We start from the raw sequence: 22,447 nt of genomic DNA on the forward strand, positions 1-22,447 counted from the left end.
TGCTACATGTCTTTGTATTGCGCTTCTAAACTTGCAATCAGACTTTGAGTCACATCATCGACACTTGCACCATCAAAATGGATGTCCAATGTCGAGCCGCCTTTCGTAATACTCAAGTTCGCTTCCGAGCCGCCATCTGGTGCCACTTCTACGTGATACTCTCCGACATCACCAGTATGATCACCGGACTGAAGATCAGTAAGAAGCTCACCAACTTCATCTTTTGATAAGTCATCAAACAGATCGGAGAAGTCTAAAGTATCCTCATCTTTGTTGAAATCAGTAACCGTATCAACCTCGTTGGTCACTTCACTCCACTTAAAGATGTCAGAGCCCTCATCTCCCGTTAAGATATCATTACCCAAACCACCAATCTGAATATCATCACCTTCACCACCAACGAGTATGTCGTTACCACCCTGACCAAACAGTAAATCGTTGCCACCACCACCAGATAAGTTATCCGACTTATCACCTTGGTGAGATTGGTTGAATTCTTCTAAGTTATTTTTAACGTATTCATGGATGTCTTCACCATCAATGGTAGAAACATCTTGACCCGTTTGCTGTGCCACATGTGATTGAATCGCACTCAAACCTTGCTCATTACCGCCAAATTCAATTAAATCACCCAGCAAGATATCGTCACCTTCTCCACCCTGAATAGTGTCTGAGCCTTGTTTTAGGGGCACATCTTGACCCAATATCGTTTCAGCAAGTTTAGTAACATCGATATCTGACTCTACCACACCATCAGTGTCATACTGCTTAAGTGTTTGTTCATCAACACCACTACCAAGACCTATCGACTCTACTGAAGACAATGCTGCTAACACTTGATACATATGTTGAGCTTGTGTTGAGCTACCACCTTCATCGTAGTAACGGATAGAACCATTATATCTGTCGATATCACCAAGGGTTCTGCCTGTTAGCGGTGAATATACCTGACCGTAACTATCTATAACGACGTCACCTTTGTAGGTAACCGTCTGTCCGTATGAATAACTACTGTTACTAACTATATCTTGCAGGGTAACAAGCTTGCCAGAATCATCGACATCCAAAATCACTTTCGAGAATTCATTCGGCGCTAAATGATAGAGATGCGTTGCTCTATTTGGTTGACCATCAGTAACAAAGTACGTGATATTTTGGCCATTAGGGTTAGGTTGACTGCTAAACCATTCAACAGCTGACTGTAAACCCGCCTCATAGTTTGTGCCGCCGTCACCCTCATCACCTATAGCACTATTCAGTTCTTTTACAAACTCATCTCTTGCTGTTGGAGAACTCAAGTCAACGGAAATAACTGCTGACGCACTTGAAGCAAACTCACTGAGGTGAATATTCACTGTTCCAGGCTTCTCACCCTGATTTGCAGCGCTTAACAGTTCATCAAACACATCTAGCACTTCTTGCTTCGCAGTTTCTACCCAGTTACCCATGCTCCCTGAAGTATCCAAAACAAAGGCGATGTTGTAGTCCTGACCCGCAATAATCTCCAACCCTTGGACATCGCCAACAATAATATCGTGATCGTCACTGCCCGTTATCTGATCGTTCCCATGTGAACCCGACTCTAGAACATAGTCACGAGCTGTAAGCTCAACAGACTCTGTTGTTGAAGCAGCATCATTATTTGCTTCTTCAACCGACGTCGCGGTAACGCTTAGTGGGAACTCTAGACTACCTTCATAATCAAACGGCACTCTGATATCTAAAGAGACCTTACCGTTAGTATCCAGAGTGACAAGGTAATTACCGTTTGCGTCCTGATTAACGGCATGTCCATCGATATACAGCTCTACACCATCCGGCAAACCTTCCACAAAAACAGTTTGCGCCAAACTTTCACTTCCATCGACATCAACCAAATCAACGTTAATATCAACGGGAATCCAACGCTCTTGAAGCACTTCATAGGTGCCGTCGGGCTTCAATTCAACGACTTTGTCTGCAAAAACAATTCGTTCAATTTCATATAAGTGATCACCACGATCATCACTACCTGTGTGGTCGTTTACCGAATCGATAGAACGATTATCTAGCAAAATCCAATATGGGACTTGACCTCCATGATCGTCTTTGAAGGTCATTTTGTAGTCACTGAAGTTTCCAGTTAAGTAAACCGTATCTTGGCCATCATAATCTGTAATAGTGGACGCATCATCACCATAGAAAGAGTCGTTATTACCACCGCCAATAAATACGTCATCACCGCCGCCACCGTAGAAGGTGTCATTGTAATCAGTCCCAACGAATAAGCTATCGGTATCACTTCTGTCGTTGTTGTCTCCTAGCATCACTCCGGCGTATGAGTGATTTTTTTGTACGACATCATCCAAACCAAGATCAGCAGCGACGAGTTCATTCTCTGTAGGCGTTTTATCTATCGCAGAAGTGGCTAAGTTGTGATTAGGATCAACAGCATCTCTCTTTACTAACTCTCCAACATTAATCGTGATCGCAGGGGCATCTGCAACTGCGACAACGTTGATATCAAGCGTATTTGTTGCGCCAGTATTTGTGGTGTAATTAATTAATGGAACATCACCTGACCAGTGCTCGGTAGGTTCAAATACGTAACTACCATCTTGGTTTACTAATAAAGTGCCACTAGTCAAAGATACGTTTTCACCTACCGCATAGTCAGTGCCATTAATAGTAATGTGAGCAACCATCAGAAGGTTGTCGTCATCAGAGTCATTACGCAATACGTTACCCTGTAGCGAATTATCTTCGTTGGTCTTCCCAATATCACTTTCCGTTTCCGTCGGTAAGTTCTCATGTACTACAACATTGATCGCTAAGTTAGACTCTGCTGAATCACCATTCGCGCGTTCTGTACTCGTTGCCGTCAAATTGATTGTGAAGTCATCATGGGAGCCAGCTGGTGGAGTCACAGTAAGTGTATCTAATGCCCAACTTGTCACGTCCAGTTCTTCATCAATGGTTGCTACAGTAATAGAACTGTTTCCATCTGAAAGGATCGCACCTACAGGTAAGCCAGTTAGCGTGACTTTAAGTGATTCAGAGCCATCTTTATCATTTAAGCTTGTTTTAATTTCAGAGAGCGGTATCGCTGTATCTTGTAACCCTTCGTTCAGCTGATATGTTTCGTAAAACGCAACACCATTAACTTCTTGTAGTTCAGACGTTCTGATATCAGTTGCTTCTAGTGCACTTTCATCACTAACTACGTAAAGACTGCTGTTGCTCAGATTGACAGGTGCTTGTCCATTAATGGATACATCCACATTAAAGTTACCCGGACCACTTTGGTTATGGTGATAAATTTCAATTGGATAAAAGCCAGATACCGAAGGTGTAAAGCTAGCACCTTTAATATCACCACTGTCGCTACCCCAACGAGCTTGATCAAGTAACGTACCACCCAACTTGATAGCAAGGCTATCATCTGCTTGGCCAACAAAGTCGTAACTCGAACCAGCTTCCAGATAAACAAGAGATGTAACGAGAACGGCCTCATTTGCTAAGGTCGCATTAGTACCTAAATCTTCTACATTTGCCCAACTCAATTGAGTACCATCTGCTGCATCAAGAGCGTTGATCGCTGCAATTAGAGTCTCTCCGCTGACCCCCATGCCATTACTAGAACCAACTTGAACATTGCTCCATGTTGTAACGTTAAACTCTTGTTGGAGTAATGAGTTCTCGTGCGTCACTGCGATTAAGTTCGGTTTATCAGCGATAGGGTTTACGTCTATTGTCAGTGTTGACTCTTGACCGGTACTCTGTCCATCTGTTGGTTTAAAGCCAATTTGAGCGTAACTAGACTCCTGGTCTCCGACTTGATTTCCGCCGAAACTGGCACTGCCAGACTCATTTAATTCAGGTACAAAACGAACACTGTTTTCATCAAAGAGCGATTTATCAAGCACTTGATCGATTTGGACAGACTGCCAATCGCCCTGAGAATCTTTATACTCTAATGACCCATCGCTAGGAAGCATTGTGATTTGGACAGAGAGCTCTGATACGTTAGAGTCCACATCGCTAATACCGAATGATGACCAATCAAGCATCACTTGGGTATCTTCACTCATCTCAACCGCGGAAGGCGAAGATTCAGGTGCATCATTCACATTTACCAGAGAAACATTGACCTCGGCAGTATCAATCCCGCCAGTTCCATCGATAACCTCAACCTGAAGCGTATAATCGCCCAAGTCAACATCATCGATTGTCTCGTTCAATGAAATCTCTCCGCTTGTCGGGTCGATCTCAAAAATACCATTAGTGGTCGAGCCATCTGCAAAGCGGTATACAAGCACGTCATTATCGTGATCTTCAGCAACGACCGTACCAATAACGGACCCACTCACCGTGTTTTCGTTAACTGACCCGAAGTCGTAAACATCATCATTTGGTTTGTCACCAGCACTATCGCCGCCAGAAATAAACTCTGGAGCGTGCTGAGCATCTATAATAGAGACTGTTGCTTCATTCGAGTCACTTGCAAGCGTCGAATCTGCACCAACCGTACCAATTAGAGTCACAGTTAGGTTTTCAAGATCTTCGTAAATACCATCATCGAGAGTTTTTATATCAATCGGCGCCGACGTTTTACCCGCTGGAATCGCGACTGTGTACGTACTTGGAGCAATATAATCTTTGTCATCAACATTCCCGCCGATTGTGAATGTTACCAGTACATCTTCATCTGCTTTTTGGTCAATGTTGACGATAAATTTTGCATCACTACCTTCATCAACTGAGGATTGATCTGAGCTAATAGTCACTTTCGGTGCACTTTGGGCATCAACGATCACAACACTTGCGCTGTTATTTGAAGCAATGCTCGCATCAGCGCCATCCACCTCTTTAATGGTTACTGTGAAAGATTCTGCGCCCTCATAAATACCATCGGTGAGCGTCAGTAAGTCAAGAGCAGCTGAAGATTGACCCGCAGGAACTTCAACACTAAGAACGCCAACAAAATCTTTTCCATCTTGGGCCACGCCACTATATTCGACATGAACCGTAACGCTCTCATCTGCAACTTTATCAAGTGTCAGCGTAAAGCCTGCCGTTTCACCTTCATTTACGCTGTTTTGATCGGCACTAATACTAACTAAAGGTGCAGGATCAGAATCCACAATATTTGCGTTACCAGTTGCAATACCATTACTGGTGACACTACCGATTTCCGTAACCGTCAGACCAAAGCTCTCATCACCTTCATGGACATTATCTAGTTTGGTCGGGACTGCGACTTTAATTTCAGCGACACCTGGAGGTATAGTAACGTCTCCATTAGGCGCTATATCTAATGTTTGAGTTTGACCATGAGTATCCACATAGGTCACTACCATAGTGCCTAGGTCAACATCTTCCGCAGTATAGCTATCATTTGTTGTTGACTTCAGATTGACGACAACGGCCTCTTGAACAGGGTTAGAGAGTAAAACGGTAAATATTGCGTCGGTTCCTTCAATGACATCGCCGACATCTACTACGCTAAGTTCTGTACTATCATTATCAAGAACTGTTGCCGTCCCCGTTTCACCGCCGAGCTCAAGAACGATCGTTTCGCTGCTTTCCACAACCAAGTCATCAATAGTCGGAATCGATATTTCGAAGCTACTTATACCTGCTGGAATAATCAAGTAACCACCTAAGAAAACAACACCATTTGTGTAGGTTGCATTTGATAGATTTACGTCATTCTTATCAACTGAAGAACCTTGAGCAAGCATATCAACTTGGTACTTAACAGCAGTGCTGGTGACTTCATCTAGAACAACCGAGAACGTGATATTGTCACCCTCGGTCACACTATCACCGACCACAGACAGACTTGGCCCGTTTTCCGCAACATTACCATCTAACATTTCGTTAACGATATTGACTGTAGATGGATCGCTAACGCCATTTTCAGAGTCGACGGCCACATATCCAAAGCTGTCTTCGGCAGGAACACCTTCTACATAACGTAACTCCCAGTTACCTTCATTTTTCGTAGAAAAATCTAACTGAGTAATGACCGAACCTTCAGGAAGAGCTAGATCTTTCCCATAACCAACGCTTGTTTCTTGGAATAGCATGAAGTTGCCTTCAGGCTTCAAAAACTCGAACGTTTGAGTCTGTTGGACATTATTTGAATCTAAGTATGTAACCGTAATAAGTGCTGCGTTGTCATCACCGTAATCAAACAATCCACCTAGTCCATCTAGACCAAGGTTTACGCTGCCCACAGGATTATTAGACAAATCGATCGTAATCGTTTCACCTTTCTCAATACCCTGCCCATCATTGTCAGCGATACCATTGCCGATGTGTGACACCTGGCGGTTGTACTGCGCAAGCTCACCGCTATCAGAAGAAATGGTGATAGAAGCTCCATTTGCTAAATGCTCAGTACGGGAATGTGATGAACCACCATCCTCACTTAATCCCCAGTTATTGAAATCTGTTGTAGATTCCGAGCTATTAGGCGTATTAGGACGATCTTTGATACCTAATAAGAAGCCAACATTATCAGCTTCATAGTAAAGGCTGTCTTTGTCATAAAGCGTATCGCTTACTTCTTTAATTTCGTGCAACTCACCATCACTATCTTTAAAGAACAACGTACCTGAGGTTGGCAGTTCAGTAATTCGGACATGTAGATCGTTGCCTTTTAAGTCGTCTTCAACATCCGCGATATGATCTTGAGAGTCACCGCTACTCAGAGGTTTCGTATCGGTATCAAACACAACGTGCGTAAGCTGATCATCGGCCACATGCGTAAAGTCTTCACTGTCAGGTTTGTCGTTTACTGGCGTGACATCAACTTTAACAATGGTGGATTCACTGACACCACCAGAGGTGACGATATAGGTGAAGCTGTCTGTACCGTGGTAGTTGTCGTTTGGCGTGTAGGTTACGCTGCCGTCAGGGTTGACCGAGACCGTGCCGTTAGCTGGGCCTTTATTGGTATCAAGCGACACCACTTTATCGTCGCCGTCAAACGTGTCGTTACCTAAGACGTTAATGATGGTTGGCGTGTCTTCCACAACCGTCGCTTTGTCTGCCACGATGTCCGCCACAGGCGCTACCGTGAAGTTCACCGTTTGACTGACGCTCTCGCCGTTTGGATCGGTAGCAGTAAACGTTAGGATTTCTGAGCCGTTCCAGTCTGCGGTTGGTGAGATGGTCGCGATGCCATTTTCAATCGAAACCAACACGTTGCTGTTACCGGCTACTGAGAAGCTAAGCACGGAGTCGCTGTCTTTAAATGCGTCGTTTAAATCAATCGTGTAGGTCGCGAAATCTTCCGATAACACTTGATCTGTAATGGCATTATCAACTGTTGGCGCATCGTTAACACGATTCACAACCAAGCTATCACTGTCGCTAGCCGTTGGATTAACACCATCCGACACTGACGCGCTGATAGTCAGGTCTTTAAGGTTGAGTTCATCGTTGTTAACCGCGTCAACACCCGCTTGAGTTAGCTTGACTTCATTGCCAACCAACACGAAGTAGCCGTTTGAGTTGTTCTCTAAAGAAACGGTTAATTGGTCTTCTGGCGTATCAGTATCACGAACCGTTAAGGTTGCGACTACCGTATCAGTGCTCACTGCATCTTCAGTGATGCTTTCTACGGCATCAACCTTGACAGTTGGCGCATCGTTTACTGGGTTAACGCTAACTACCACTTTCGCTTCGTCGGTCAATTGACCATCCGTTACGATGTAGGTAATTTCAGCGTCGCCATTGAAGTTTTCTGCAGGAGTGAAAACGAGTTTTCCATCCACCACTTCAACCGTACCCTGCTCTTTAGGTACAGAGGCTGATTCAATACTCAGCTTATCGTCATCCACATCAGTGTCGTTTGGCAGAACATCAATAGTAACTGCGGTGTCTTCTTGTGTCGTAGCGATGTCATCTTTCGCCACTGGCGCGTCGTTGACCGGCGTCACATTGACTTCAACGGTAGTGAATTCGGATACTCCGCCTGATATCACGACATAAGTGAACGTATCTTTGCCGACGTAGTTGTCATCTGGTGTGTAGGTCACCGTGCCGTTGTTATTCACAATGACGGTGCCATTTTTAGGACCATTATCGGCGTCCAAAGACACCACTTTATCAGTGCCTTCGAACGTGTCGTTACCTAAGACGTTAATGATGATTGGTGTGTCTTCGACTACATCCGCACTATCAGCCTCAATGTCAGCTACTGGTGCTACCGTAAAGTTCAGCGTTTGACTTACGCTTTCACCGCTTGGGTCTTTAGCTGTGAACGTAATTGTCTCTTTGCCATTCCAATCCGCAGTCGGAGTGATGGTAGCAACACCATTCACAATAGAAATTTGGATGTTGTTATTGCCAGAGACTGAGAATTCTAGCGAGGAATCGGAATCTTTGAATACTTCATTCAAGTCGATCGTGTATGCATCGAAATCTTCCGATAACACTTGATCTGTAATGACATTATCAACTGTTGGCGCATCGTTAACACGATTCACAACCAAGCTATCACTGTCGCTAGCCGTTGGATTAACACCATCCGACACTGACGCGCTGATAGTCAGGTCTTTAAGGTCGAGTTCATCGTTGTTAACCGCGTCAACACCCGCTTGAGTTAGCTTGACTTCATTGCCAACCAACACGAAGTAACCGTTTGAGTTGTTTTCTAGCAACACCGTAAGCTCATCTTCCGGCGTGTCAGTATCGCGAACCGTTAAGGTTGCCACTACCGTATCAGTGCTCACTGCGTCTTCAGTGATGCTTTCTACGGCATCAACTTTGATAGTTGGCGCATCGTTTACTGGGTTAACGGTAACGGTCACCTTCGCTTGGTCAGTCAGCACACCGTCGGTGATGGTGTAAGTGATCTCAGCATCACCATTGAAGTTTTCTGCCGGAGTGAACACCAGTTTGCCGTCAACAATTTCAACCTTACCTTGTGTTTCAGGTACGGACGCCGATTCAATCGACAGCGTATCGCCATCAATATCGGTGTCGTTTGGCAGGACATCAATTGTCACTGGTGTGTCTTCGTCAGTAATCGCCGTGTCATTGGTCGCCACTGGCGCGTCATTCACTGGCGTGACATCGACGTTCACCGTGGTTGACTCCGATACCCCACCAGACGTAACAATGTAGGTGAAACTGTCTGCCCCGTGGTAGTTGTCGTTTGGCGTGTAAGTCACGCTGCCATCCGGATTGACCGAGACAGTGCCGTTGGCTGGGCCGTTATTGGTATCTAGCGACACCACTTTATCGTCGCCTTCGAACGTGTCATTACCTAAGACATTAATGATGGTTGGCGTATCTTCCACGACTGTCGCGCGGTCAGATTCAATATCCGCCACAGGTGCAACCGTGAAGTTCACCGTTTGGCTGACGCTTTCACCACTTGGATCGGTGGCAGTAAACGTCAACGCTTCTGAGCCGTTCCAGTCTGCGGTTGGTGAAATGGTCGCGATGCCATTTTCAATCGAAACCAACACGTTGCTGTTGCCAGACACTGAGAAGTTTAGCGAGGAATCAGTATCTTTGAATACTTCATTAAAGTCGATCGTGTATGCATCGAAATCTTCCGCTAACACTTGGTCTGCAATGGCATTTTCTAAAGTCGGTGCATCGTTAACACGATTCACAACCAAACTATCACTGTCGCTAGCCGTTGGATTAACACCATCCGATACTGACGCGCTGATAGTCAGATCTTTAAGGTTGAGTTCGTCGTTGTTAACCGCGTCAACACCCGCTTGAGTCAGCTTGACTTCATCGCCAACTAACACAAAGTAACCGTTTGAGTTGTTTTCTAAAGAAACGGTTAATTGGTCTTCTGGCGTATCGGTATCAGCGACGTCCAACGTTGCCACTACCGTATCGGTACTCACCGCGTCTTCAGTGATACTTTCTACGGCATCGACCTTGATGGTTGGCGCATCGTTCACTGGATTTACTGTTACAGTTACTTTCGCTTCGTCGGTCAATTGACCATCCGTTACGATGTAGGTAATTTCAGCGTCGCCATTGAAGTTTTCTGCCGGTGTGAAGACGAGTTTTCCGTCAACAATTTCAACCTTACCTTGTGCTTCAGGTACAGACGCAGATTGGATCGACAACTTATCGCCATCCACATCAGTATCGTTTGGCAGGACATCGATCGTCACTGATGTGTCTTCGTCAGTAATCGCCGTGTCATCTTTTGCCACTGGCGCGTCGTTGACCGGAGTCACATTGACTTCAACGGTAGTGGATTCAGACACACCGCCTGATGTCACGACATAAGTGAACGTATCTTTGCCGACGTAGTTATCATCTGGTATGTAGGTCACGCTGCCGTCAGGGTTGACCGAGACCGTGCCGTTGGCTGGGCCGTTATTGGTATCAAGCGACACCACTTTGTCGTCGCCTTCGAACGTGTCGTTACCTAAGACCTTGATGATGGTTGGCGTGTCTTCCACAACCGTCGCGTTGTCTTCCACGATGTCCGCCACAGGGGCTACTGTGAAGTTCACCGTTTGACTGACGCTTTCACCACTTGGATCGGTAGCAGTAAACGTTAGGGTTTCTGAACCGTTCCAGTCTGCAGTTGGTGAAATGGTCGCGATGCCGTTTTCAATCGAAACCAACACGTTGCTGTTACCGGACACTGAGAAGTTAAGTGTGGAGTCACTGTCTTTAAATGCGTTGTTTAAATCAATCGTGTAGGTCGCGAAGTCTTCCGATAGCACTTGATCTGAGATGACATTATCAACAGTCGGCGCATCGTTTACACGATTCACAATCAAACTATCACTGTCGTTAGCCGTTGGATTAACACCATCCGATACTGACGCGCTGATAGTCAGGTCTTTAAGGTTAAGTTCATCGTTGTTAACCGCATCGACGCCTGCTTGAGTCAGCTTGACTTCATCGTCAACTAACACAAAGTAACCGTTTGAGTTGTTTTCTAAAGAAACGGTTAATTGGTCTTCTGGCGTATCAGTATCACGAACCGTTAAGGTTGCGACTACCGTATCCGTGTTCACTGCATCTTCAGTGATGCTTTCTACGGCATCAACTTTGATAGTTGGTGCATCGTTTAATGGATTTACTGTAACGGTCACCTTCGCTTCGTCGGTCAATTCACCGTCCGTAACGATGTAGGTGATTTCAGCGTCACCATTGAAGTTTTCTGCCGGTGTGAAGACGAGTTTTCCATCCACCACTTCAACCGTACCCTGCTCTTTAGGTACAGAGGCTGATTCAATACTCAGCTTATCGCCATCAATATCGGTGTCGTTTGGCAGGACATCAATCGTCACTGGCGTGTCTTCGTCAGTAATCGCCGTGTCATCTTTTGCCACTGGTGCATCATTCACTGGCGTCACATCAACGCTCACCGTGGTGGATTCCGATACCCCGCCTGACGTGACAATGTAGGTGAAGCTGTCTGTACCGTGGTAGTTGTCGTTTGGCGTGTAAGTTACGCTGCCATCAGGATTGACCGAGACCGTGCCGTTAGCTGGACCGTTATTGGTATCCAGCGACACCACTTTGTCGTCGCCTTCGAACGTGTCGTTATCTAAGACCTTGATGATGGTCGCCGTGTCTTCCACAACCGTCGCTTTGTCTGCCACGATGTCCGCCACAGGCGCAACCGTGAAGTTCACCGTTTGGCTAACGCTTTCACCGCTTGGATCAGTGGCAGTAAACGTTAGGATTTCTGAGCCGTTCCAGTCCGCGGTTGGAGTGAACGTAGCAATGCCATTGACGATCGCCACTTGAATGTTGCTGTTGCCAGAAACGCTGAAGCTCAGCTCGCCATCAACGTTATCCACATCGCTGAAGGCCGTATTCAGATCGATCGTGTATGGCGTGAAATCTTCCGCCAAGGTTTGGTCTGCAATGCTACTCTCAACCACAGGCGTATCGTTCACAGCATTCACCGTAACTTTGACCGTCGCTTCGTCAGTCAGCGCACCATCGGTGACGGTGTAAGTGATCTCAGCGTCGCCATTGAAGTTCTCAGTTGGCGTAAATACAAGCTTGCCGTCAATAATCTCGACTTGACCTTGGTCACTCGGCACAGACGCCGATTCAATGCTTAACGTATCACCATCGATGTCAGTGTCGTTTGGCAACACATCAATCGTTACTGAGGTATCTTCCTTTGTAATTGTTGCGTCATTAAGGGCAATAGGCGCATCGTTAACTGAGTTTACTATTACCGAGACTTGAGCTTCATCCTCTAGCTCACCATCTGAGATAGTGTAGCTAATAGTTGCATTACCATTGAAGTTTTCAGCCGGAGTGAAAACAAGCTTACCATCGACAATCTCAACGATACCTTGCTCTTCTGATACAGAAGCAGAAGTAATGGATAAATCGTCACCTTCAATGTCACTGTCGTTAGCGAGCACATCAATTACAACCTGGGAATCTTCGTCAGTTTGAATCGCATCGTTAGTCGCTATTGGCGCGTCATTAACAGGCTTAATATCTAAATTAGCAGTGCCATTAATAACACCCCCATCGTCATCAATGATGTCATAGGAGAATGACACCTCAGTATCATCATCAGCTTCTGAGATATAAGTCCAAGATCCATCGTTGTTATCAATTAAAGTGCCATTCCCACTCTCAATAGTGACGTTTGTAACGATAAGAGTATCAGCATCGTCAATATCGACATTCGATAGTAATTCTTCGGTAGTTATCGTGATGGGATCGCTATCTTCTTCGATAGCGCTTAATGTCACTGGAGAATTAGTAAGCGGTTTATTTGAGCCATCTCCACTGGTTTCTATATTTGTTGCGAAAAAGTCATTTAAGGTCAACGCTTGTGTTTCAGATAAGCCGAGGGATTCCAAGCCAATAGTTTCAAAATTTGTTGAGGCCAGTACTTCAGTGCCATCCCGTGCAATCGTGGCACTATTTTGCAAACTTGAACCACTGTTTTCACCCGCAGCTGGCGCGAGTTCTTCATCAACTATAGAAGGGTCTTGACCTTGCTCAATAGCACCAATAATTCGTGCCACATCATCAGAAATATCTTTTGAGCCTTGCTCTTCAGTTAGTTGAATGCTCAAATTTAGAGGTGCAGCATCTGTCGTTGCCACTACCACTTCACCTGGTAGGGGCTGTTGTCCTTCTGTTAGGACTCTCAGCTCCCCATCTAAACCTATTACGACGACTTGATTACCGAGTGACACTAACGCTGTACGATCCATATAAATCTTAACCCTAAATAACTGTCAAGTTTTTGACTAACAATACTAATTTGCTATATATTGCCTGATTATATAGTGCAATAACAGCAATTTGATGCTCAATTAAGTAATTATGTGTCATACATCAATAGGAATCTAGGCGCATATTTATCTTGTTTTAATAAAAGCCACTCAACTCTTGTTAAACATCAATTTCACTTTAAAATCGGGATCTTTATTCAAAATTTAGACCCACCAAATGAATTGATTTATCAAGAATGAAACAAATGAACAATGAATCAACAGGTTACTTCATCGTGTATTAATGTTATTGTGCGCTAAATTATTGACGCCCTTATAGGTATCCCACTTATAAGCCCTCTCACCTCGAGAAATTTTATTATTATCTAGGAGAATCACAGTGAAGTGGACTCGTGCCAACGCCTTTTGCATTGGTGTGTTCGCAGCTAGTCATGCTTTTGGGCAAACACTAGAGCAAGCGGTTGAAAACACATTAAAAACCAATCCTGACATCAAAAGTGCGTTCAATGAATTCGTTAGCAAGCAGTATGTGAATGAAGCATCTAGCGGTGCTTACCTCCCATCCGTAGATTTAGACGCCGGTATCGGTTATGAAGGCATTAACCCCGCAGAAGCAGGGCGAGATTCAACGGATCTGACAAGAAAAGAAGCCACCGTGACACTAACCCAGTTGATATGGGACGGTTCTGCGACACTTAATGATATGGATCGAACAGCAGCTGACGCAGAATCAGTTCGTTATCAACTGCTCGCTGATGCTCAAGACACGGCACTCGAAGTGGCAAAGGTTTACTTAGATTCAGTAAAAGCTTATGAAATTCTTACACTTTCAGAAAACAACTTGAAGGTTCATAAGAAGATCTACGAAGACATTAAAAAGCGAGTTAACTCAGGACTTGGGTCTACCGCTGACCTAACTCAAGTAGAAGCCCGTTTAGCAAAAGCTCACGGTAACTTGGTGGCAGCTCAGAACAACTTATATGACAGCCACACCACGTTTACACGCCTTGTCGGACAGTCCCCACAAGGATTGATTTTTCCGCGAGCGGACCAGAACTTTATTCCCTACACCATAGATGAAGCAATTGACTTGGCATTTGAATCGCATCCAGTAATCAAAATTTCGATGGCAGATGTAGACTCAGCGAAGTTCCAATATAAGCAATCTAAGGGAACTTACTATCCAACGATATCTGTAGAAGCGGCTCAAACGTGGCGTGATGATGCAAGCGGTATCGAAGGAAGCAGTGATGAAACGACAGCGATGCTGCGTATGCGTTACAACCTCTTTAATGGTGGTAGTGATGTCGCCAATGCTGAAAACTTTGCCTATCAACTAAACAAAGCCAAAGATTTACGAGAACGCGCATACCGCAGCGTTGAAGAAGGGCTTCGTCTATCATGGAGCGCGCTAGATTTAACGCTTCAGCAAAAAGAGTTTCTGGCGGATCACGTAGATTCGGCATCTGAAACTGTTATCGCCTACGAGAAACAGTATCGCATCGGTAAACGAACCCTTTTGGATTTGTTAAATACTGAAAACGAGTTATTTGAAGCGAGAAAAAACTACTTGGATGCTCGATATTCAGAGCAATACGCGAAATACCGTGTAATGAATGCGACCGGCCAATTGTTAAATGCCTTGCGAGTCGATGTGCCTACAGAATGGAATGAAAAGGTGGAGTACTGATCATGAAACCAATGAACATTCTATTTGTATTAAGCCTTCTCGCCGTTACTCAACAGGTTGTTGCTGAAGACGAGTATGACTATCGACCTGTACCAAGTGCAGAGCAAATCGCTGACCTTCAAGATGAAGATAACGATGGCGTCATCAACGCTCGAGATATGTGCCCTGGAACACCGGAAGGCTCAGAAGTCGACAATGACGGTTGCGGCGAATACATTAAAGCATCAGATAACATGCAAGTGAGAATACTTTTTGCCAATGATTCTGATGAAATCAATCCCGTGTTCAGAAGACAAGTACGTGAACTGTCCGATTTTTTAAAAGAATACCCTACTACATCGATCGAACTGCACGGCTACGCGAGTAAAGTTGGTGGCTCTCAGTACAACCAAGATCTATCAGAGAGACGAGCACGCAATGTCCGTGAAGCGCTATTGAGCTACAACATCGAACCGAGCAGAGTTCGTATTATTGGCTTTGGAGATACTCACCTAGCGCAACAAGGTACCGATGAAGTCAGCCACGCTTTAAACCGCCGAGTAACTGCTTCTGTCGTTGGTTATAAAGGCGAGATTAAAAAAGAGTGGACAATATTCACTACCCTCCCCGAAAGGTAAAAATGTCTGTATTAATGTTTGTTCAAACAAGCATTAATACATCTACGACGACATAAGAAAAGGAGCTTCGGCTCCTTTATTTTTACTCATTGCAATAACCGTATTATGCTTTAGGAATCGGCACTTTAGTGTTACCCTAGCGGCGTCATAACAACGAGAGTTTTGAAATGAGCAAACTTACATCAGATATCCAAGCAAACCTTGACCTTTTTGTTGCAGAAACAAAAGAAAACCAACTGGTTTGGGGTTTACGCAATGAAGAAGGTTGGCTATCTTGCGATTCAACTGAATTCGAAAACAGTGAAGTCATGCCTTTCTGGTCTTCGAAAGAAGATGCAGAAGCGCACAATGTTGAAGAATGGGCTGACTTCACTGTACTAGAAATCCCACTAGATATCTTTGTTGAAGATTGGCTTTTAACTCTTGCAGAAGATGGTGTTCTTGTTGGTACTAACTGGAACGATCAGCTAGAAGGCAAAGAAATGGAGCCTCAAGATCTAGCTAAGCTTTACATTGCATAACGACTTCTAGACCTCAACTTTATGTTGGGGTCTTTCTTTTGATGCTCTTTTTTTGATATATCGACCAAGTGCATAGTTTTCCTATTCTTTTTCTTCGTACACCCAACTCAATCACAACGCTGATCAATTAATAGCGCTATGATTCTCCAATTCCAAAGCAACAAAAGAACATAAGGCACGTTTAAATATGCGCACGCTCTATCCTTTGCTTGCGTCACTCTTACTCGCCCCGGTATATGCTAGTGACACTCAAGATATTGAGCCAGAACAAAATATCACGCAGTGGCACGCCGTTTATCAAACCACATTGAGAAGTAATCCTGACTCAGCATTAAGCATGCTTCAAGATCGATACCACACCGCGAAATCGCACAGCGAAAAACTCTACGTCAGCGGGCTGATTTATGAATATATGTCGAACATAAAGCAGCCGTACTATGGAAGCAGCCAAGTTCTCAACAATAACTTTGCTCAGTTAGAGTCAGAGTACATTCTTGCCTTAAATGAACGTAAGCATGGTATTTATGACGCCTCAGTAAATAGCTTTTCTTCATTGCGACAAAAAATGAAGCAGACTTCAGATTCTGAAGGCAAAGCTTTGATGAACTATCAGCTCTGTTATACGTTGAATCAACAAGGTCGTTATCACAAAGCAAACTTTTATTGCTCGTCGTTAGAAAGCCATCTAAGTCAACAACACCAAGAAAACTTCCCTATTGATCTCGCGTTACGTGTGGTAGCGAATAACTATAACTATCGTGGTGACTATGAAAAAGCGCTGAGCCTTTATCGAAAGCTGCTGGCCAACATGTCTGCTCAAAGCGATCCTTCTGGCATTTACAATGACGTCGGAAATTTGCTAGCAGAGCTTGGGCAGTTTGAACAATCAGAACAATATCTCATCCAAGCCCTACTCGCTCGTCAAGATGAAGGGACACCACTCAAAGTCGCCCAGGTCGAACATAGCCTTGGGGCAATGTATAAGAAATCCAAAGAATTCGATAAAGCCATCAATCATTATCAAAATGCATTAACAATACTCAACCAGCTCCAATACCCATATGGTCAAGGGTTAAGCTACTTAGGGCTGTCTGCGGTTTTAGCCGAAAGTGGGCAACTGGATACCGCAGTAGATTACATTAGAAAAGCTTTAGACATTGCTGAAACGTATGAAAATACGCACCTCGAAACGGAAGGGCATTTAGCTGCTGGGTTCGCGTATTTGAAAAACCATTCTATTGAAAAATCGATTGCACATGGCAAAGTCGCGTTAACACTAGCGATCAATAACTCTAGGCCATTATTACAGGCACAAGCTCAATTACTCCTTTCCAAAGCGTACCAAGCCCAAGGTGATTATAAACTGGCATTAGAGCACCACGAAGCCTATTCAAACATTGAATTGGCCAACCGAGACGCTAGCAATATTAAAGCATTAGAGGCATTAGACCTCACAAAGAAAGAGTACGAATATGATCTTCAAGTCGCTCGGTTGAATAATGAAAAAAGCTTAAATCAGCATCAATTTGAGAAGCTTACCGATCAAAAGCGCACTTATAATTTTGTGGTTTCCTGTTTGTTGGTCTTGCTCATTCTGGCATTGATACTTCAGCGACAAACACGACAAAAAGCCAAAATAGATAGTCTAACATGTGCGTTGAATAGAGCGGCAATTATAGAGACCATCAAAGGTCAAACCTCCAAAGCAGACGAAGACTTCCGCTATGTTTTAGCATTAATCGACCTTGATGACTTTAAGACGATAAATGATCAATACGGTCATCCGACTGGCGACTTGGTGTTACAGCAAGTTTGCCAAGTGCTTAAAGCTAAGCTCAATAAGGGAGAGTATATCGGCCGTTTGGGTGGAGAAGAGTTTATCTTACTATTGAAAAACGTCGATGAAATTGACGTTCCTTTCCGCGTACAAAGCCTACACAAAACGATTTCAGAGAAGCGCGTACGCACGGTAAATAATAGTGATCTGAGTGTAACCGCTAGCTTGGCCTATCTATCAACATCAATGCCGCTTACCAACTTTGATGAACTTTATTCGATACTAGACCAAGCTTTATACCAGGCTAAAAAGCAGGGAAAAAACATCATTATAGACGCATACGATGAGCCAATTAGCCTAGGTTCTGACTATGTTAGCCAGTAAAGCAAGGCACGACTAAACGTCAGCAGCCTGCTTGTTCACAAGAGACTGCATTACGGTCTCTTTCTTGTTTAGGTAATCATCTAAGCCAGCCTTGCGCAAATCGCACGATGGGCAATCACCGCAACCATCACCAATGACCCCGTTGTAGCAGGTCAACGTATTTTCACGAACCAGTTGCAACGCGTCATATTGATCAGCTAACGCCCACGTTTCTGCTTTATTTAGCCACATTAACGGTGTTTTGATCGTCAGGTTACGGTCCATCCCTTGCACCAAAGCCGTGTTCATTGCTTTCACAAAATCGTCACGACAATCTGGATAACCACTAAAGTCAGTTTCACACACGCCAGTAATTACGGTTTCAGCCCCAATTTGGTAGGCGTAGATTCCTGCGAGCGTTAAAAATAGAATGTTACGGCCAGGAACAAAAGAGTTTGGTAGACCGTTTTCTTGCAATTCGTGTGAGACAGGGATGTCATCGCGCGTGAGAGAGCTAATCGCAAGTTCGTTTAAAAGGCCAACATCCATCACTTTATGCGCTTTGACACCAAGATCCTTTGCGATCTTTTGTGCCACTTCTATCTCTAACTTGTGGCGCTGACCATAATCAAAAGTAATGGCATGAACTTCATCAAACTCTTTAAGTGCTTGAACCAGACAAGTCGTGGAATCCTGACCACCACTAAAAACAACAACGGCTTTTTTCATTTCTCTCTCCGCTCTTAAGCAATACTTAGGTATTTATGAGTTTGAACAGACAAGCGCCAATTGCGAGCAATGCACGTTTCAATACACAATTGCGTTGCACGAGGCTTTTGGCTAATAGGCTGCAATGCAATGACAGTCTCAACCGCGACATTCGCATTTGCCAATAGCTCATCAAGGTGGTCGATGTCTTTTTGCGTACCAACTGGGTGCTTAATCTCATTCGCACGCTCTAACGCGCTATTGAGAACTGGCAGTTTACCCTTCATCGCCACTTTTGGTGACACGGTCACCCATGTATTTTCTGACGTGATGACTTCTGATGTGCCACTGGTTTCGATTTGGCATTGGCAACCCATATCCTCAAACGCCTCTGTTAAAGGGCGTAGATCATAAATACAAGGCTCCCCACCAGTAATCACGATATGTTTAGCATTAAAGCCTTGCAGTTGATATTGCTCTACGATGTTCTCGGCAGATGCGACGCACCATGTCGGAGAATCTTCCGTCTTCACCAAAATATCACCAATTTGACGTTGGTCATTTTCATCTGCATACCAAGTTTGTTTGGTATCGCACCATGAGCAACCAACCGGACACTCTTGGAGGCGAACAAAAACAGCAGGTACTCCAGTGAAAACCCCTTCCCCTTGGATGGTTTCAAACATCTCATTTAGCTTATACAACGTAGAACTCACTCAACTCATAATACTTCGAGGCGAAGACCTTAATGGACACACGTGTCTAGGTCAATTTAAACCAAAAATTAATTGTTAAAATAGACCATTTTGTAGTTTCATAGTCGCGGTGAGCGTAGGTTTCTGGTTAGCGTTATACCAAACCTTATTCACTTACAGTTCCCAAAAACTTTAAGGTAAGAAATGATGTATAAACTGATCGCATTAGATATGGATGGCACACTGCTCAATAGTGATAAAGCAATCTCTGAAGAAAACAAACAAGCGATCGCAAAGGCTCGAGAAGCAGGCGTTACTGTCGTTCTCGCTTCTGGTCGCCCATTAGAAGGAATGCAAGGCAAGCTCGACGAACTGAATATCCATTCCGATAAAGATTTTGTCCTTTTCTACAATGGCTCTATGGTTAAGAACGTAGGAACAAATGAAATCATCCACCAGCAAATCATTGATGGTAAGGCAGCAAAATTAGTCGCTCGTAAAGCGAAAGAATTAGGCGCTTATGTGCACGCATTCAGCCAAGTACATGGCTTGATCACCAATGAGAAAAACCCATACACTGACATCGAAGCCAACATTAATGGCTTAAATGTGACAGAGATTAATTTTGAATCGCTAGAAGATGATCATCCAATCATCAAAGCAATGATGGTTGCCGAGCCAAGTAAGTTAACGGAGGTCATCGCTGCGCTTCCGTCTGAAATGCGTGAAGAGTTTACGGTTGTTCAAAGCGCTCCGTTCTTCCTGGAATTTCTTAACCCAGCGAGCAACAAAGGTATTGGTGTTGCTGCAATTGCTGAGTATCTAGGTATTCAACCGGAAGAAGTGATCTGTATGGGTGATGCTGAAAATGACCACCACATGCTGAAGTACGCTGGCCTTGGTATCGCGATGGCAAATGCGATGGAAGAGACCAAACAAATCGCTGATTACATTACGGCAAGTAATGATGAACACGGTGTAGCTAAAGCGATTGACAAATTCGTCCTTAACGCTTAATTCTCTCCGCCGCTATGGCATCAACGTTATTACCTTTAACTCAGCCATGGCGTCAGAGATACGCAAAGCCACATTGTTGAGCTACTCAACATACAAAAAAGCCTTGCTGTAAAGCAAGGCTTTCTTTTTACTCGTATGCCTGAGAAAAAAACATACAACCATCAATCTAGCACTGTTTCTCTCTGTTGTTTTTCATGAATCAGCTTTCTTGCAAGCAAGATAAACAGCAACATCAACAATGGATAATGCAACGTCGACAATACCAATGACCACAAACCACTAAACGAGACAACAGAGCTTGAGTACAAATAAAGTTGCTCAACGAATACCAACGCAAGCGTTACAAAAATCATCTGACGAGAATCCAAATGCACTTTTGACTCTCTAAACGTCATAACCAACGCTGATGCCGTAATTAAAATAGCTAACCAGCGGCCAAACACAGGTAATGGCCAGATAACAGAGATGACCGCCGTTACCGCAGTCATAATGAACCAGACACCTTTTGAGCTCAGCACTTGATCAACATTCACGTCTTGATTTGTTTCCAATCGCAGAACATGCCAGGCCACCAAGCTTCCTAACAGCGCACCAAACAACATATCTAAGAAAAAGGCGCTACCAAGGAAAAACTTACATAACATAATAGTAAGCGTGACGAGCATCATGACAGCGGTCGTACCATTCAAACCGAAATAATGCGTTCTCTGAAATAAAAAGGTTAAAACACAAAACCAAACGGCAATAGGTAAACTTGGAAAACTAAATCCAAAGCTGTGTGTTAACTCCATCATTGGTATATAGACATGCGGGCGAGGAAGCGCAAAGCCCTGTTGAGCTACAAGTACCATCAGGGACGTCGCGCTAATAGCGAAAAAGAGTCGGAATACGAATCGACTGCCAAAACGCATCATTACTAACGGAAATAGAAAAAGCAGTATCGTAGGTTCTGTCAGTTCTATAACAAGATTTGAGATCTGATTCGCTACCTCGAAACTCGTTTCTGATAAAGCTCCTACCCAGCTTTGTAAGTCTTTCATCCACCTCAATTCAATCTGACGAAATGAAGGCGCGGATTCGATCAGCTGAGTCACATAAGATGCGGACTGCTGAGTAGCTTGTTCAAAAAACTGAATGGCTTGTGGCCATTGAGCGGGATAGCGGTACAAAAATGATGGCAGCTCGGATGGTCCAAGTAACATTGCAGATGCGATTTCTACTCCGTAGTGAGGAGCAAACCAAATAGGTAACTCATTCCCACCTAAGGAATTGTTCATCGAAAAAGCAATAATCTCAGAGTCTGATATGCAATCGTAATAAACCGCGGTGTCTGTTCTGCCAAGTTCCTCCCCAACCGTGACCACTAAACCCGTTTCTTCCCACGTTTCTCGTTGCGCAGCAACTTTGGGGGATTCTCCATCAATAATTGTCCCACCAGGTAGAGAAATCTTATCCGTCAATATTTCATGAACTAGCACTAACTTGTCGTCAGCACGAACAACGCAGAGCGCCCCTTTTACTTCGCTCGCGGCAGCTTTAGCCGTAGAGATTGGTGAAACAGGTAACAAAATAAAACAAAGGATGAGTAATAACAGCTGTCTCAACACAAAAATATGACCTTAAGTAAACATTATGATAACCAATGAATAATGGCAGTTAATCTTATCTTTTTCGATAAAAATTAAGTAACGAGTTATGCCAAACAACGTTGATCGAATAAAGCATGATCTTGAAGCTCATTGGAGAGTAATTTAATGCAAACCTGACAAAAATCAGACAAAACATGAAATGTTGATCGCAATTCTGCCAGTTATATGAAGGTAGCGTCAGGATAAAGTCATACACATTTTATGG

Annotated in this window: 9 protein-coding genes; 5 read left to right on the forward strand and 4 right to left on the reverse strand. The window is 44.1% G+C overall.

Going from position 1 to position 22,447, the window contains the following annotated elements; all coding sequences use genetic code 11:
- Nucleotides 1-2 precede the first annotated feature (2 nt).
- Nucleotides 3-13,184 (reverse strand): tandem-95 repeat protein, encoded by a 13,182-nt coding sequence (locus tag MTR11_RS08470; RefSeq protein WP_243327295.1) that lies wholly within the window; start codon nt 13,182-13,184, stop codon nt 3-5.
- A gap of 400 nt (nt 13,185-13,584) precedes the next feature.
- On the opposite strand from MTR11_RS08470, the gene MTR11_RS08475 reads away from it, so the two are divergent.
- The 4 genes from MTR11_RS08475 (at nt 13,585) to MTR11_RS08490 (ending at nt 18,194) form a co-directional block, all read left to right on the forward strand.
- Nucleotides 13,585-14,895: a TolC family outer membrane protein gene (locus tag MTR11_RS08475; protein WP_243327296.1), complete on the forward strand. Its 1,311-nt coding sequence runs from the start codon at nt 13,585-13,587 to the stop codon at nt 14,893-14,895.
- Between the two features lie 2 nt (nt 14,896-14,897).
- A complete protein-coding gene (locus MTR11_RS08480; RefSeq protein WP_243327297.1) occupies nt 14,898-15,512 on the forward strand; it encodes an OmpA family protein in 615 nt (204 codons plus the stop codon).
- A gap of 167 nt (nt 15,513-15,679) precedes the next feature.
- Nucleotides 15,680-16,033, forward strand: coding sequence for a DUF2750 domain-containing protein (locus tag MTR11_RS08485; protein ID WP_005395049.1), 354 nt, complete (start codon nt 15,680-15,682; stop codon nt 16,031-16,033).
- Between the two features lie 187 nt (nt 16,034-16,220).
- A complete protein-coding gene (locus MTR11_RS08490) occupies nt 16,221-18,194 on the forward strand; it encodes a diguanylate cyclase (RefSeq protein ID WP_243327298.1) in 1,974 nt (657 codons plus the stop codon).
- 12 nt (nt 18,195-18,206) lie between these two features.
- Here the strand turns inward: MTR11_RS08490 and queC are convergent, their stop codons facing one another.
- On the reverse strand, nt 18,207-18,902 hold the full coding sequence (gene queC, locus MTR11_RS08495) for a 7-cyano-7-deazaguanine synthase QueC (RefSeq protein WP_243327299.1): 696 nt from the start codon (nt 18,900-18,902) through the stop codon (nt 18,207-18,209).
- Nucleotides 18,903-18,916: 14 nt separating this feature from the next.
- Complete coding sequence (gene queE / locus MTR11_RS08500) at nt 18,917-19,567, reverse strand: 7-carboxy-7-deazaguanine synthase QueE (protein WP_031780442.1); 651 nt, start codon at nt 19,565-19,567, stop codon at nt 18,917-18,919.
- 216 nt (nt 19,568-19,783) lie between these two features.
- On the opposite strand from queE, the gene MTR11_RS08505 reads away from it, so the two are divergent.
- The gene (locus tag MTR11_RS08505; RefSeq protein WP_243327361.1) at nt 19,784-20,593 is read left to right on the forward strand and encodes a Cof-type HAD-IIB family hydrolase; all 810 of its coding nucleotides are present in this window, start codon (nt 19,784-19,786) and stop codon (nt 20,591-20,593) included.
- Nucleotides 20,594-20,754: 161 nt separating this feature from the next.
- Here the strand turns inward: MTR11_RS08505 and MTR11_RS08510 are convergent, their stop codons facing one another.
- Nucleotides 20,755-22,200 (reverse strand): bifunctional NUDIX hydrolase/phosphatase PAP2 family protein, encoded by a 1,446-nt coding sequence (locus MTR11_RS08510; protein WP_085343811.1) that lies wholly within the window; start codon nt 22,198-22,200, stop codon nt 20,755-20,757.
- Nucleotides 22,201-22,447 lie beyond the last annotated feature (247 nt).

The sequence above is a fragment of the Vibrio sp. CCB-PB317 genome (assembly GCF_022808245.1).
Classification (GTDB): Bacteria; Pseudomonadota; Gammaproteobacteria; order Enterobacterales; family Vibrionaceae; genus Vibrio; species Vibrio diabolicus.